Annotated in this window: 7 protein-coding genes and 6 pseudogenes; 4 read left to right on the top strand and 9 right to left on the bottom strand. The window is 66.0% G+C overall.

Annotated elements, in window-relative coordinates:
* The 5 genes and pseudogenes from OOT33_RS12455 to OOT33_RS12475 form a co-directional block, all read right to left on the bottom strand.
* Positions 1-244 (bottom strand): annotated as a pseudogene (locus OOT33_RS12455) (integrase); the annotation flags it as partial.
* A pseudogene (locus OOT33_RS12460) lies at positions 241-1473 on the bottom strand (site-specific integrase). The pseudogenes OOT33_RS12455 and OOT33_RS12460, both read right to left, overlap by 4 nt.
* Before the next feature lie 116 nt (positions 1474-1589).
* On the bottom strand, positions 1590-1721 hold the full coding sequence (locus OOT33_RS12465; protein WP_307750378.1) for a zincin-like metallopeptidase domain-containing protein: 132 nt from the start codon (positions 1719-1721) through the stop codon (positions 1590-1592).
* Positions 1714-3504, bottom strand: a complete 1791-nt coding sequence (locus OOT33_RS12470) for an FAD-dependent oxidoreductase (RefSeq protein ID WP_307750379.1) — start codon at positions 3502-3504, stop codon at positions 1714-1716. The genes OOT33_RS12465 and OOT33_RS12470 overlap by 8 nt, the downstream gene beginning before the upstream one ends.
* A gap of 836 nt (positions 3505-4340) precedes the next feature.
* Positions 4341-4539 (bottom strand): annotated as a pseudogene (locus OOT33_RS12475) (GDCCVxC domain-containing (seleno)protein); the annotation flags it as partial.
* A 431-nt stretch (positions 4540-4970) separates the two neighbouring features.
* Here OOT33_RS12475 and OOT33_RS12480 point away from each other — a divergent pair.
* The 4 genes and pseudogenes from OOT33_RS12480 to OOT33_RS12495 all read left to right on the top strand — a co-directional run bounded on the left by OOT33_RS12480 (position 4971) and on the right by OOT33_RS12495 (position 9233).
* Positions 4971-5390, top strand: a pseudogene (locus tag OOT33_RS12480) (helix-turn-helix domain-containing protein).
* A gap of 239 nt (positions 5391-5629) precedes the next feature.
* Positions 5630-6868: pseudogene (locus tag OOT33_RS12485) on the top strand (site-specific integrase).
* Between the two features lie 170 nt (positions 6869-7038).
* Entirely contained in the window at positions 7039-8232 is a 1194-nt protein-coding gene (locus OOT33_RS12490) for a tyrosine-type recombinase/integrase (RefSeq protein WP_307750380.1), read from the top strand.
* Complete coding sequence (locus OOT33_RS12495; RefSeq protein ID WP_307749246.1) at positions 8229-9233, top strand: tyrosine-type recombinase/integrase; 1005 nt, start codon at positions 8229-8231, stop codon at positions 9231-9233. Before OOT33_RS12490 ends, OOT33_RS12495 begins: the two co-directional genes overlap by 4 nt.
* Before the next feature lie 108 nt (positions 9234-9341).
* Here the strand turns inward: OOT33_RS12495 and OOT33_RS12500 are convergent.
* From OOT33_RS12500 to OOT33_RS12515, 4 genes and pseudogenes are all read right to left on the bottom strand, one after another.
* Positions 9342-10128 (bottom strand): annotated as a pseudogene (locus OOT33_RS12500) (ArdC family protein); the annotation flags it as partial.
* Between the two features lie 155 nt (positions 10129-10283).
* Positions 10284-12461, bottom strand: a complete 2178-nt coding sequence (locus OOT33_RS12505; RefSeq protein ID WP_039574906.1) for a hypothetical protein — start codon at positions 12459-12461, stop codon at positions 10284-10286.
* Entirely contained in the window at positions 12458-14245 is a 1788-nt protein-coding gene (locus OOT33_RS12510) for a hypothetical protein (protein ID WP_205499360.1), read from the bottom strand. Before OOT33_RS12510 ends, OOT33_RS12505 begins: the two co-directional genes overlap by 4 nt.
* A complete protein-coding gene (locus OOT33_RS12515) occupies positions 14242-15591 on the bottom strand; it encodes a site-specific integrase (protein ID WP_039577820.1) in 1350 nt (449 codons plus the stop codon). Before OOT33_RS12515 ends, OOT33_RS12510 begins: the two co-directional genes overlap by 4 nt.
* Positions 15592-15732: the final 141 nt, after the last annotated feature.

The following is a 15732-nucleotide window of genomic DNA, read 5'->3' on the forward strand; positions in this document are numbered from 1 at the left end:
GTGATCGAGGAACCGGTCGATAATGCCGGGTGCGGTGGAGCAGCGTCGTCGCTGTCCAACGGTCGGACCACGCCCGCAACCAGGCTACCAGCACATCTTGGCCGAGTTCGGTGTGGCGCGCGGCGACGTCCTGGAAGCTGTAGAGCACCTGTTTGTAATAGGTGCGGCTGTTCTTGCTGCGCAGGCCAAGGTCCGCGAGATAGCGCGCGATCAACAGTCGTTCGGGATCGGGCCATGGCGTCATGACAGCACCTCCGATCCCGGAACGTCGAGCGCGATGGCCCGCAGGTCTTCGGTTGCCAGCTTGAGATACGGAGGCGGTAGATTCCGTCGAACGATGACCCAGCATATCGCCGATCACCTTTTGCGGGACCGAGGCGCGCAGCATCTCGACCGCGCGGGCATGTCTGAAGATGTGTGGCCCACACTTCCCCGGTGGCTTGACCCCGGCATCCCGGATTCGCCGGAAGACGGCACTATGCAGCACCCGGAGCCTTCCATAGGGTGCACGGGTCCGCACGAACACTTCGCGGGCGTCGGTCTGCGGTCGTCCCGAGCGCAGATAGCTGAGGATGGCTTCGCCCCACGGAGCCATCAACGGCAGATAGGAACAGGCACGGGTCTTGGTGTGGAGGATGCGGATCGATTCCGTCCGCCAGTCAATATCCTCGATCTTCAGATTGCGGATTTCGCCGGACCTCAGACCATAAGTCGCCAGCAGTTGCAGGATCGCCTGATCTCTGAGCCCGATAGGCGTTGTGTCTTTGCTCGCGGTTTCCAGAACGGCGGCGATCTGATCGCGCTCCAGGATCGAGGGCACCCCTTCATAGGCATACAATAGCGGGCGATGACGTGCGGCGACAAGTCGATTGCGGTGCGGCGCGTACGGTGCAGATAACGCAACAGCGAGCGAAGACGCTCCGCCACGTCCTTCACCGATTTGCGCGTTTGGTGCGGGCTGCGCATATCCATGTAACGGTCGATGTCGCCGACGCTCATTTCCACCAGGCTGTCGACGCCGCATCGATCAAGCTGCCAGGTCAGGAAGTTCCGACCTTCCCACATCAATGCGTAGATGCTGCGCTCCGCAAGGCCCCGCTCCTCGCGCAGCCAGATCTCGTATTCGTCGCAAATCGTAAAGCGCAGCGTGTCAGCAGCACATGTCGCTTTGGGCGCGGGTGGCCAACGGCCCTGTGCAAGCCGCAGTAGGGCGTGGATTCCAGAACGCGGAATGGAGTGCCAACACGGCCCTGGTGGTCGGCCATGACGTTTGCGGAACATCGTGATCGCATGGTGCAAATAGTACCCCACCTGCGCCTCGGTCACCTCCGCGATCGGGATGCTGCGCCGGGCAAGATAGTCGAGGAACCCGCGCGCATAGGCGCAGTAGTTCCCGGCCACCACCGGGCTGTATCGTTGGCTGGTCAGTACGGATCTGAGTTCGGAGATCAGTTCGCAATCGGTATTCGGCATTGACGGCTCCTCTGCTGGTCAAACGACCGCAGAGGTTCGTCGAGAAATAATGCGGAGCAAAGCCCGTCAGATAACGTCGCAATTCTGCGCATTTCAGACACTGAAACTGCGTTCCTTCACATTATCGACACCTCGCGATTACTCGAGTTATGCTCACCTCGCCATAACCTGGCCCATGATGCCAGATAATCGGCATGGCGCACGGTCGGTTCGATGCCAAGCGCGGCGCAGAGGAAGGCGCTACCCATTTCGGCCACATATCCTGACAGTCCAGCCCCAATCCGGGGTTCGAGGAAGAAAACCATCGGCTGCCTCCAGCACTGCCCAAAAACCGCATCGGCCTCCCCGAGGCGGGGGTGGGCGGCGAGAGCGACCGAAGAGGCCCGTTCGAGCGGCGGGCTGCACCCGCAGGGGCGAAATGAAATGGAGCAGCCCGGCGAAGCCGGGGCTTGCAGCCCGCCGTGGCGGGCCTAGCAGGGAGCGCCGACCACCTCCGCGTCGGAAGGGAGGCCCAAAAAGTAGCGCCGCCATCGTCAGCGGCGTCCGCAGATCACCTGGCGGTGCGACAGCTCCCGTGCTATCACGTACCTTCGGCGACAGGGGCTTGCCAGCCCGACCCGCGGGCGAGCACTTGTGACGGATCGTGGCGCGGCCTGCTGTCGCCTCTAGAGCACTGTAGCCGATATCCGAGGGCGCCGGTCGGATAGGCAAACATGGTGGAGCGTAGAATCGGCCGCGGGAGGTGAGGCCGTGGGCCGGATGGCCAGGCCGAAAAGGTTGATCACTCTCGTCGGCTTTCGGCCCGACGAGATGCGCGCCGAGGACGAGGTCCGTCCGCTCGTCGATCAGACACTTTGTGGCCATAGACCGGCTCGGCGAGCGGCGGGCGGTGAACCAGTCCGGCGTCGAGGCCGCGTTAACCCGGAACTTGAGGCCGCTGCGGCGCGCCGCCTCTTCCGAAAGCCCGACGGCGGCGATCGGCGGCACGGTGAAGGGCGACGCTCGGAACACTCCGCGATATGTCGGGCTCGCGCTGATGGACCTATGCAGGAGGGTTCGCGAGCGACGATTCTTCGCGTCGTGGCTCGACACCGGGGTCAGGGGCGGCCCGACGCCGGCGGCGTCACCGGCGGCATAGACCCGCGGGTTGGAAATGCTGCGCAGATGCGCATCGAGCTGCAGTCGTCCGTCTTGCACCGCGACCTGCCCGGTGGACAGGTCGAGGCTGCCGAGATCGGGACGACGCCCGGCAGCATGAATGACGAGATCGCAGGCGACCTCCAGGTCCGGCGCTCCCTGGCGAGAGGCACGCACCTGCAGGCCGTCCCCGTTCCGCTCGACCCGTGTGACCGCGGTGCCGGTCTCGATGCGAATGCCGAGCGCCGTGAACCGCGGTGTGAGCCAGCCCACCAGGTCGGGATCGAAATGCGGCAGCAGCCGGCTAGCGCGCTGCAGGATCGTGACTTCGGCGCCGGCACGTGCGGCCAGATGCGAGAACTCCGCGGCGACATAGCCGCCGCCGATCAGCACGATCCGGCGCGGCAGCGTCTCCAGCTCGAGGAAAGCGTCGCTCGTGCTGACCAGCTCCTCGCCTGGAATGCCGAGCGGGATCGGCCCCGCGCCGGTTGCGATCAGGATATGCTGGGCCTGCAACGTCCGACCGTCGACCGCGACCGCGTCCGGGCTTGCGAAGCGCGCTAGCCCGTGGAAGGCGTCGACGCCCAGCTTGGCGTAGCGGCGTTCCTGCTTGGCGGGGACCGGATCGGTAAAGCTGCGCTTGAACGCCATCAGGCTCGGCCAATCGATCGCCAGGTCGCCGCCGACACCATGTCCGGCCATGCGAGCGGCGGCATCGATCGCCTCTTCGCCGCTGACCAGCATCTTCTTGGGATCGCAGCCCCGTAGCGCACAGGTGCCGCCGAACGGGCGGTGGTCGATGACGGCGACGGACCATCCGGCGGCGCGGACCTGGCCGATCGCGACCTGGGCGGCTGTTCCGCTGCCGATGACGATCAGGTCGTAATGGGCCATGGCAATATCCCTCCGAGCATCGGTGCAAAGATCGCGCGGCCGACCTGGGAGGGCCTCGTGCGCAGGGTCAGGCGGAATGCCGTCGCGGGCGGTCACGGAACCGTCATACGGCCAGGCTTTCAAGATGATCGGAATGGCAGAAGAAAGTGCCTGGACTGAGTGCTAGAGCGAAGGACGCTGCACAGCCGCCGGTGTAGGCGATGACCGGCACCAGACGAGAATCCCCTCGGGCACGACGCTTCAGCCCAAGGTGCAGCCCCGGTCGTGGTACATGGATCGCAAGCGAGCGCCGGCCCTGATTGCGGCGATGGACTCCAGACGGATATGAGGCTGGCGTGCGGTGCGATCGTGCAGATCCCCAGCGCGTCGAGGGCGCACATGGCTCCCATCGTGATACCCGCGGCCTCCACCTGATGCTCACTGGGAGCACGGTTGAAAAGGGATAGGCGCCGCTCACTCGGCCCGTCGCCGTCGAGGACCACGAGATCGCGTCCGCGAGCCGGTGGAGCGCTGCGGCCACGTCGCCGGGCGGAGCGCAACCGCGGCAGCGATCTCCACCGGCGCCGGCGGCGTCGGCCCATGGGTGACATAGGCCCGGAGGATGGCACGCCGCACCTCGTCCTCGGTGCTGTCGATGCCATGCCACCTGCGGCCGATAAATGGCCGCTGAACAGCGCTGTCAGGGCCGAATGGGCGCTTGGCGCGGTGACCGCAGTCCCAGTCCGGGACGACGGTGCCGTCGGGGAATTCAACCGTCGGTTCAGGGGCAGCGTCAGCGGGGGGTGGACAAGCGTCACGTGCTTGTCTTCAGCCGCAGCAGGACGCGCCTTGCCCTCGATCTGGATCGGCGGACACGGAACGTCGCCATAGGAACCAAAAGACGCAGCAATCGCCCTGCTTGGGCTTGAGGACCGCGCCGCAGCCCCGGCAGTCATAGAAAAACTGGCATGCGTTGGTCGGCATCGTCTCGGTCGCCTGATGTCCGCAGTGCGGACAGGTCAGGGTCGAGTGCAGCTCCGGAACGACGTCAGACATAGCTATAACCCGCCCAGAGCAGTGCCGCGCCGACCAATAGGCCGGCGAGAGTGAGGATGCGCGTCCAGCGCGGCGTGCACACACGCCGTCCGGGCCGCAGCGCATGGCGGCGAGTTGCTGGCGCAATAGCAGCGCGGCGCCGGCGACGAGGCATAATGCGCCGATCACGAGGAGCGGCGTGCGATAGGGCGCGGAGACGACGGCCACGCGCTGAGCCAGGCCGCGCCGATGCCGGCGGATGCCAAGAGGATCGGCAGTTGCGCAGCAGGCAGCGACGCCGAACGCGGCGGCGATCCCCGCCAGGGGTTAAGCGCGGCGGTACTTATCCCCTTGGGCGGGCTTGGTGTCTGGGTCACGGGCGACTCCTTGTGGCGGGCATGCAGCTATCCTACCATCTGTAGCGACTACAGACTCACAGAGGTATTTTGAAGATGGCCGCAACCGCCGCGATCCAGATCGGCGAACTCTTCGCGCCGTACCAGCTGCAACATCGAGACGATTCCGCTATTACGAGCGGATCGGGCTGCTGCCCGTTCCGCCGCGGCGGGGCCGTTACCGCAGCTACGGTCGGGAGGACGTGGCTCGCCTGGGCTTCGTGCGCCGTGCGAGGGAGCTGGGCTTCACCCTTGACGAGGTGCGCGCCTTGCTCGGACTCGCGGCCGGCGGCCAGGCCTCCTGCACCGAAGTCCGCCGAGCTCGCGGCGTCGCATCTGCAGGATGTGCGCGCGCGGATCGCGGACCTCAGGCGGATGGAACGGGTTCTGGCAGACTCGGTGCGAGCCTGCGATGCCGGTCAGGATCCGGGCTGTCCGCTGCTTGATGCGCTCGGCGCCGAGGTGCGGGCCGCGTGAGCGTCACGGCTGCTGGGCGTGCATCCAATCGGCCGCCGCCTGCGCCTTGCTGGCCGCAGTGAAGATCGCGCGGCTGTCGTTCTTCAGCACCTGAAGTAATCGCCGAGGTGTCGATAATGTGAAGGAACGCAGTTTCAGTGTCTGAAATGCGCAGAATTGCGACGTTATTCTGACGGGCTTTGCTCCGCATTATTTCTCGACGAACCTCTGCGGTCGTTTGACCAGCAGAGGAGCCGTCAATGCCGAATACCGATTGCGAACTGATCTCCGAACTCAGATCCGTACTGACCAGCCAACGATACAGCCGGTGGTGGCCGGGAACTACTGCGCCTATGCGCGCGGGTTCCTCGACTATCTTGCCCGGCGCAGCATCCCGATCGCGGAGGTGACCGAGGCGCAGGTGGGGTACTATTTGCACCATGCGATCACGATGTTCCGCAAACGTCATGGCCGACCACCAGGGCCGTGGTTGGCACTCCATTCCGCGTTCTGGAATCCACGCCCTACTGCGGCTTGCACAGGGCCGTTGGCCACCCGCGCCCAAAGCGACATGTGCTGCTGACACGCTGCGCTTTACGATTTGCGACGAATACGAGATCTGGCTGCGCGAGGAGCGGGGCCTTGCGGAGCGCAGCATCTACGCATTGATGTGGGAAGGTCGGAACTTCCTGACCTGGCAGCTTGATCGATGCGGCCGTCGACAGCCTGGTGGAAATGAGCGTCGGCGACATCGACCGTTACATGGATATGCGCAGCCCGCACCAAACGCGCAAAATCGGTGAAGGACGTGGCGGAGCGTCTTCGCTCGCTGTTGCGTTATCTGCACCGTACGCGCCGCACCGCAATCGACTTGTCGCCGCACGTCATCGCCCCGCTATTGTATGCCTATGAAGGGGTGCCCTCGATCCTGGAGCGCGATCAGATCGCCGCCGTTCTGGAAACCGCGAGCAAAGACACAACGCCTATCGGGCTCAGAGATCAGGCGATCCTGCAACTGCTGGCGACTTATGGTCTGAGGTCCGGCGAAATCCGCAATCTGAAGATCGAGGATATTGACTGGCGGACGGAAATCGATCCGCATCCTCCTACACCAAGACCCGTGCCTGTTCCTATCTGCCGTTGATGGCTCCGGTGGGCGAAGCCCATCCTCAGCTATCTGCGCTCGGGACGACCGCAGACCGACGCCCGCGAAGTGTTCGTGCGGACCCGTGCACCCTATGGAAGGCTCCGGGTGCTGCATAGTGCCGTCTTCCGGCGAATCCGGGATGCCGGGGTCAAGCCACCGGGGAAGTGTGGGCCCACACATCTTCAGACATGCCCGCGCGGTCGAGATGCTGCGCGCCTCGGTCCCGCAAAAGGTGATCGGCGATATGCTGGGTCATCGTTCGACGGAATCTACCGCTCCGTATCTCAAGCTGGCAACCGAAGACCTGCGGGCCATCGCGCTCGACGTTCCGGGATCGGAGGTGCTGTCATGACGCCATGGCCCGATCCCGAACGACTGTTGATCGCGCGCTATCTCGCGGACCTTGGCCCTGCGCAGCAAGAACAGCCGCACCTATTACAAACAGGTGCTCTACAGCTTCCAGGACGTCGCCGCGCGCCACACCGAACTCGGCCAAGATGTGCTGGTAGCCTGGTTGCGGGCGTGGTCCGACCGTTGGACAGCGACGGACGCTGCTCCACCGCACCCGCATTATCGACCGGTTCCTCGATCACCTTGTGCAAACCGGGGCGATCCACCGCAATCCCCGTCGTCGTCCTGCGCAAGGAGTGCAACGTCAAGCAGTGCATGCCGGTCTGGCGCGCTCTGGCTTCACGCGATCCAGAACAAGCCCTTGCCGAACTGCATCAGCCCAAACCGTTCGGCAGCGTGCTGGGCGCGATCATGGCCGAGCACGTTACGCTGATGCGCAACAGGGGGTACAAATATACCACGCAGCCTGTGTGGCTTTTGCGGTTCGACCGGTTCCTACAGCTGAACCCGGCGCTGCAGGATGAACCGATCGGGGTGATGCTCGAACACTGGGCGGCGGCGAAGGCCACGCGCAATCATCCTGCCGAATGCGAAAAGCTGAAGCGCGTCCTTGCGAAGATACTCCGCCACCGGGATCCGTCGATCCCACCGCGCCGACCGGACCCACGTCCGGGGAAGGAAGTGGCCAAACAATGGCGCAAACCTCATATCTATACGCCCGCCGACGTGCAGCATATGCTCGACATTGCTCGCTCTTACCCCTCTCCGCGAGCGTCGCTTCGCCCGTTGAGTGTCTACACGATGCTTCTGCTCGCCTATTGCGCGGGCCTGCGGCGCAGCGAGGTTGCCCGCCTTGATCTGGGGGATGTTGATCTTCAGGGCGGCACGATCACTATACGGCAGACCAAGTTCTACAAGACAAGGATACTGCCGCTGCCCGACACTGTGATGGCCGAACTTCGGGCGTACATCGATGTGCGGCGTCGCGCGGGTGCCCCGCAGGATCCGAGGTCAGGTCTGTTCTGGCACGAGCAGCGGAGCGGCCGCTATACGAAGCAAGCCGTCGCCTGGCTGCTCGTTGACGTCATACGCCGTGCCGGGCTGAAGCCACCGCAGGGGCGAACGGGACCGCGTTTGCACGACCTGCGCCACTCGATGGTCGTGAACCGGATCCTCGAATGGTACAGGACGGGCATCAACCCGCAGGACCGTCTGCCATTCCTCGCGACCTACCTCGGCCACCGGGATATCAACTCTACGCTGGTCTACATCACGGTCACCCAGGATCTGCTGCATTACGCAAACGAGCGGTTCCGCATGGTGGGCGCACCTTGCCTCAGCATGGAGCGGGAGGTGCAGACATGAGCAAGGCCAACCCGTTCCCGGTACTGATGCGCGCGTTCTTCTACGAATGGCTGGTCGAGCAGCGCAACGCATCCATCCATACAGTCCGATCATACCGCGATACCTGGCGGCTGTTCTTGCGGTTCGTCGCACAGCGGGCTGGAAGGAAGGTGGCTATGATTACGATGACTGATCTGGCCGCAAGCGAGGTCTCCGCGTTCCTCAGTTACGCTGAACATGAGCGCGGCGGCACGATCGGCACGCGCAACTGCAGGCTTGCCGCAATCCGCAGCTTCTTCCACTTCGTGGCGACCAGGGATCCTGCATCGATCGCGCAATGCGTCGAAATCCTCAACATACCCGTCAAGCGCACGCCGGTATCGGAGCCCTGCTATCTGGATCCGGCGGAAGTGACGGCAATTCTTGCCCAGCCTGACCGTTCGACGCTCGAAGGCATGCGCGATCATGTGCTGCTCTCGTTCCTCTACAACAGCGGCGCACGAATACAGGAAGCGCTCGACTTGTGCCCCGAAGCAATCCGGTTCGAAAGTCCGAGCTGCGTGCGCTTGACCGGCAAGGGACGGAAGGAACGCATCTGCCCGCTCTGGCCTGAAACAGCCTTGCTGCTGAAGAAGCTGCTCGAACGGCAACCACGGGCGCCTGACCAACGGCTGTTCGTTAACCGCTATGGCGAACCGCTCAGCGCGTCGGGCGTCCGATTCAAGCTTGCCGCCTACGTAAAGGCGGCGACCGAAGCCACACCAACGCTGCGTACCAAGCACGTGACGCCGCACGCCTTCCGGCACGCCACCGCCGTGCACCTCATATCTGCGGGCGTCGATGTTACAGTCATCCGCAGTTGGCTCGGCCACGTGAGCCTCGACACGACCAACCACTATGCCAGGGCCAATCTTGAAACGAAGCGAAAGGCCCTGGAACAGGTCGCCGTTCCGACAACACCCGGCGGTCAGCCTTCGTGGAAGCGCGATACAAGCGTGCTCGCCTGGCTCGACACGCTTTGAAATAATGTGAAGGAACGTTGGCAGGAAACCCCAGAACTCGGCCAATCTGGCCGCGTTCCTTCACATTATCGACACCTCGCGATTAGCCAGGTTATGGCGAGGTGAGCATAACGCCAGCCAGGAGGCGATATAGGCGGCATGATCGGGACGCGGATCGTGCGCGATGCCGAGGTCGGCAAGCAGGAACGAGGCGGTCAGCTCGGCGGTCGCTTCCTCCATCGCGAGCGCGTCCTTGGTCCACCTGGCGCTGAAATCCCGGTCGAGCCGATGCGCCGCGCCGCTGGCATGGGCACACTCGTGGATATGGGTGCCGTAGAAATCCATGCGCGCTACGGAAGGTTGCGAAGTGCGGCATGTAGATGCGGTCTTCGCCGAGATGGTAATAGGCGCTGCTCGACCCGTAGACCGTGTCGATACCGAGCGCGGCGATGAAGGCCTCGGCGGCCGCAAGGCGCTCGCTCTCGGGCAGGACCGGCCCGGGCTCGGGCGCGTAGCCGTCGACCTGATCGGCGTTGAACAGGCTGAACGCCCGGGCGAAGAGCCGCCGTCCCTTGCCGCCATCTTCGTCATCCTGCTCGTCGTCGCGCCGGCTGATCTCCTTCCAGAGGACGCCGAGGCTGGCCTGCTCGCCCTTGCGGACCTGGGCGCCGCGGTCCTGCCACTGACGATAAGTGCCCCAGACCCCGCTCGCATAGCCGCCGCCATAGGCCGCCGCCCAGAGCGACACCGTGTTGATGCCGCGATAGGGCTTGCCGCTGGCGATGTTGGTCGGCCGGGTGACATCGGCGCCGCTGTGATGCCATGGCATGCGCCAGTTGCCCGTACCGGCTTCGATCGCTGCAAGGATCGCCTCGGTGACCCGAGTATAGACGTCGGCTCGTACCTGAGTTGGCATGATCTGAACTCCGCTTGCCCGTCGGGGGCCATCCCCGGCGGCGGAGCTCGACTAGCGCCGGGCACAAGCGCGGTTGCGCACCCGTAGGGCCGCAGCGAAGCGGAGGACGGCAACGCCGTTGCGCCAGCGCGCCGACCGGCGCAGAGCTTCCGCCGTCAGCCGGGGTTGGCCTCCGGCGGCGCGGGGCCGATGGCGTCGATCACGGTAGTGAGCCGGTTGATCTCGGTGGCGAGTGCATGGCGTTGAAGATCCGACAGACGTCGTTCGCGCAGCAATGCCCTGGCATCATCGGCCGCGCGTTCCCAAGCTGGCCTGTGACGGGCGGTGATGCAGGCGTTGGGACAGCGGGTCGGCTCGCACAGCGCCGTGAGCGGCTGCTTGGGATCGGGGGTGGTCACGCGCTTGAGGCAGAGCGCGGTGGCGGGATCGAAGAAGCAATCCGCGAGGAGGCCGACATGGAGGGTTCGCGCGACGCTGGCGAGCATGACACGTAGCCGGGAGCGGTCGGCGATCATGGCGGGCAAGGGCCCGAGCTGCACGGCCGCATCGTCGAGCGTCCGCGCGATGCGTGGTCCCGCCGGCCCCGCGAGTGAGGCACCGCCCTGCCGCCGGTCGAAATAGTCCAGCAGGTCGCCCTGCTGACCGAGCCGGCGCTGCGCCTCGACCTCGGCGCGAAACCCCGATGCGCTGGTTCCGGCATAGCCCTCGAAAGCGGCGACCGAGGCGTGCTTATACTGGATCATGCCGGCGATGGTGCCGAACGGACGGTTGGCGATGTGCCATGCGATGGTGCGGCGGAACTGCCGCGTCGTTATGCGCCACGGCTTGCCACCGGGTCCGGACGGGATGACCGGCACATCAGGGCTGCCGAAGGCAGCGTTGAGGTGGTCGCGGAAGGCGTTGAGTTGGCGGACCACCTCGCTCGACAGATGCGTCTTGGTGGCGGCGCCGGGGCGTAGCACCGGCCAGAGCGTATCGCTGCCGCTGGCGCGCGTCGGTCTTGCCGACAGGCGTTCAAGCACCGCTATCGCGTCTGCGACCGGCTCGATCGTCACCCAGCTCGCCGCCTCGCCCATGGTCGACCGACGCTTGTAGATGGTCGATCGAATGCGATGCCGCTCGACCAGGCCATCCTCGCTGCGCGCGATCGAGAGGCACCCCCGCCGCATCGCCTGCACCTCGCAGTCGCGCATGCCGGTGAGGTAAGCGCACACTATATAGGCGGCCGCCTGAAGCATCCGTTCCTCTTGTGCGAGCGTCTTCGCATCGAAGCGTGCGCGCCATGGCCGACCGCTATCGGGATCAATCGAGATCGGCGTGTCCATGCCGCCCACTTCGACGCCCAGGTCGGCGGCAGCGGCTTCGATCAGGGCGGAGACGCCCTTGGCGAGTCCGAAATGCATGGCCGGTTCCGCCTCAGCATCGACACCGGCATGAAGATGGAGAAGATGGACGTTGATCGGCGGCGTCGCTTCTCCGGTGCGGGGATCGGTGCGCGTGACGCCGTTATGCGCGGTCGTCCAGATCGGCACGCCGCGGCCTTGCCGGGCTCGACGCGCGATATGGCGCTCGAGGCGCGCGCGCTGCCGCAGGCGGCGCTCTGCGCCAGGCAGTCCGCGCTCGGCGGCAAGCAGCCGGGCGCGGCGCGCCTCGAGCCGATCCAGCGCGGCCCGAGCCGATAGAATATCGTGCGCGAAGACGGTGACGTAGCGCAATGACCAGGCGAGCAGTGCGGCGATGACATCTTCCGGAAACCGCGGGGTACGGTTCTCAACGACGTGCCGATAGCCTGCGACGCGGGCGGGTGCCTGTCCGGCCCAGGGCTCAAACGCGAGGCCTCCGCCAGCGAGGCGGTCACGATAGTGATAGAGATCGGAAACCACTTCGAGGAGGTGGCCGACTATGACGGGTCGCCGGGCAGAATCGTGGCGAAGATGCCTGGCATAGGCATCGGCCAGCGCCTGATCGATGCGGCCAAGGTCGAGCCCTCCAAGCGTCAGGCGCGCGAAGGCGAAGAACCGGCGTGCGCGGTTGAATGCCTGGCGGATGCTCGCCGGCGGCAGCTTCGGGCGGTAGCCGGGAAGATCGACGTTGAGGCGGGCGTAGAGATAGGCACGCATCGCCGCCTGCACATCGGCATGTTCGAGCACGTCGAAATGCACGGTGACATGGCAGCGCCGCGCGTTCTCGCGGAACACGGCGGGACCGAGATCCCAGCTTGAGTCGCCGACCCGCGACAGCTCTTCGCGGGCGTGGCCCGCCTTGAGCGGCGCAGTGGCCAGCACGGGCCGATCGTCGAACGCGGGTGCGCGGGCATGGGCGGGCGTGATCATGCGCGTGCTTCCGGCGGCAGATAGAGCCGCTCGCTCTCCATCTGCCAGCGCGCATCGGCGATAACGGCATCGGAGAAGACCGGCAGGACCTGGGTCGTGATGCGGGAATGGACGCGGCCGAACTTGGCCGCCCAGTCGCTCGCCGGGAGGCTCGGTCGCTGCTCTTCGACGAACGCGAGGAAGGCGAGGATCGCGGGAAGCTTGCGCGCGGTGATGACGGCGTTGGGGCAATCGAGGCAGCCCCAGAAGGGCTGCGCGCAGGGTGAGCCGGCCTCGGAGAAGGGGCTGCTATGGAAGCCCGAGCAGGCGGCGAGCCAGACATCCTGTTCGCCGTCGAGCAACGGCCCCACCGTATCGGCCGACATCAACGGCGCCGCCTGCTCGGGCGCTTCGCGCAGCGCCTGCTCGGCCGTGGGCGCGAGGACGGTCGGCATCGCGGCGGCGACCGCCTCGCGAAAGGCATCGGCGACGGCCGCCTCGTGCAGGGGCCGGAGCGACGGCAGGTCGGCATAATGGCGCGCCGCGACCTCGCGCGTGTGACCGACCGCGAAGCGGGCCATGTGCCCCTCGGTCTTGGTGTACCACAGCGCCTTGTGGGTCTTGCGCAGCCGGGAAAGCAGCAGATGCAGCGGCTTGCCGTTATCGTCGACAATGCCACAGCGGCGAGCCCAGGCGGGGAGCGGATACTTGAGGTCGACTATGCCGGCGCGAAGGCCGCCGACGTTGTGATAGGCCCACAGGCAATCGCCGGGCAGGTGCTCGCGGGCAGCCGCCGTGGCGTCGATCAGGCGGCGGATCAGCCCGCCCGGCGTGCCGCCACCGCCGTCGCGGATGCGCATGCTCTTGTGCTCGGCGCCGCGAGCCCGGCGCTTCAGATAGCGCAGCTCCACCGTGCCGGCATGGGCATTGGCGAGACAGTCCACGGTCAGCGTCTTCAGGCACTCGGGCTCAAGGCCCGTCTCAAGCGTGAGCAGCACGAGCAGCGCCGGCAGGTCGCGCGCGAGCAGATGATGCCGGCCATGCAGGTCGTCGATGAGCGTCGCGGTTGGCAGGTTGCGGCGCATGCGCATGAAATAAAGGCTCTTCAGCTCGGGCTGGTCTGCGACGATAAAGCCCTGCCGCGCGATGATCGCTTCGACATCGGCGCGGGCGGCGGTGATGGCCGGATCACCCTCGTCGGTCCGATCGTCGGCGCCGAGACGGCGGAACATCGCTTCGACATCGGCTCGCGCCGCGTCGCGCAGCGCGCGGGCGACGAAGGGGCTGTAGGCATCGCGCGGGGTCGAGCGGCCCGCCGAAGTGGCCAGCGTGTAGCGCAGCCGCTCATGCAGCTCGGGTGCGATCCGATCGGGCCGGTCTGCTTCGATCGCGCGCAGTGTGTTGATGATCTTGCTGACCGTCATGTGACGGTGGATCGCGCCCATCCCACGCCGTTCGAGCGCGGATGCGAAACCATCGATATGGACCGCGCGCAGGTCGCTGACGCCAACCACCTTCAGTCCTTCGTCGGCAAGCCAGGCGAAGAAGTGACGATAGACCTGGACATACTGCTTGATGACGCTGGCCGCACCGATCGGTCCCCCGAGCGCGGCCGACCGACGCAGCGCACCGGCAAAGGCGATGGCGAGCGGGCGAGGATCGAGCGCGGTCATATCGACCAGGACCGTCCCGCCATGCCGCGCCTCGATGGTGAACTTGAGGCCGAACACCGGATCGGGCTGCGGTCGCTCCGGCGTGATGGGCGCGAAGGCGACAGGCCGGCCCTTGCGGGGACGCTCGCTCATGCGCCCTGCGGTCCCGGCAACAGCGCCAGCAGCTCCTCGACGGCCGCATCCACCGTATCGGCGCGGGTCGCGATATGGTCGAGATAGACATAGGTGGTGGCGAGGCTCGCGTGGCCGAGCAGGCGTTGCACCTGTTGCAGCGGGTCGCCCAGGATCAGCCGATAGGTCTCCACCGGCCCCACCGGCAGTGCGGCCTCGCGCAGTCGCTGCTGGATCAGCAGAGCGAGCATATGGACTGCGAAGGTGTGGCGAAGCTGGTGCGGGCTGATCGACAGCGGGAAGCCGTTCTCCTCGCACCGCTTGCAGGCCCGGGTGAAGATCACCTCCCACGAGTTGGGGCGGACAGGCTGCCCGACCTCGGTCAGCCATAGCGCCACCGGCTCGCGGGGCGTTCCATCCTCGTCGCACAGGATCAGGCGGCATCGTTCCTCCGGGGTGCAGACATCGCGCATGCGGTCGAGACCGGCGCGGGTGACGTGGATCGGTCGCTCGAACCTGGCCGCACCGTCGCGCGCGGCGAACTTGGTCACGCCCGCGGCGCGCTCGACGGCGACATAGGCGGTGATCTGACGAAGGAGCCGGCGCGGGACCAGGACGCTGCGTCCGCGGTCGCCCTTGGTGAGCGGCGGCGGCAGGCGCAGCCAAAGCTGCTGAGCCTGATCGTGGTCGTGATCGATGGCCGCAAGCTCATCGGCGAGCAGGCCCGACGCCTCTTCGAGACGCAGGCCGGTTGTGACGAGAAGATCGGCGAACAGCGCGTTGCGCAGCCCGTTGCGATCGCGAGCGCCGGGGCGTTCCGTACCGTCAAGGGCGAGGCCGCGCAGACCGACGTCGCGGAAAATGCGGTAGTCGTCCATCGTGACGAACCGCACATCCGATCGCTTGGCAGTGCGTTCATAGGCGTCGTTGCGCGCGGCGATCATGCCCCGACGCCCCCCATGCGCCGGTCGCCATATAGCGCGCCGACTGAACGGCGCTTCGGCAATCAGCCCTTGGCTCTTACCCCAGCGGTAGAGGCGATCGAGGCTGGCGACTGCCCGGTTCCAGCTTGCCGCGCTGATCCGCTGGGCGGCGTCGCCGCGCCGCCGCGCGCGGTGATAGGCGGTCACATCGTCGCGGGCCGCGTCCCATATCGTCGTGCCGCAGGCATCGAGGAAGCGAAGCCACACCGCAACGTCATAGGCGTAGGCGCGCAGCGAATGGCGCGAGCGGATCCCCGCTAGCGGCAGGTCGACAAAGAAGCGGTCGAGATCGGGATCATAGAGAGCGTCTCCCCGCAGGATCAGCGGCACATGCGCGTCGAGCCCCCTGGCGTCGCGGCGCTCGCAAACGGTAATGATCGACACCGGCACGAAACCCTCCCCCCCGGACCCCCCACCCGGAAGCTGACCTCACACCGATGCGCCCTATGGCCCGGCAGTTATCAGGCTGGCCTCCGCCAGCTCTTGGGTCAGCGCTACGGCCAGCCTGATAACTGCCTACCGTGG

Origin of the sequence: Sphingobium sp. DEHP117 (assembly GCF_030867385.1) — a bacterium.
Taxonomy (GTDB): domain Bacteria; phylum Pseudomonadota; class Alphaproteobacteria; order Sphingomonadales; family Sphingomonadaceae; genus Sphingobium.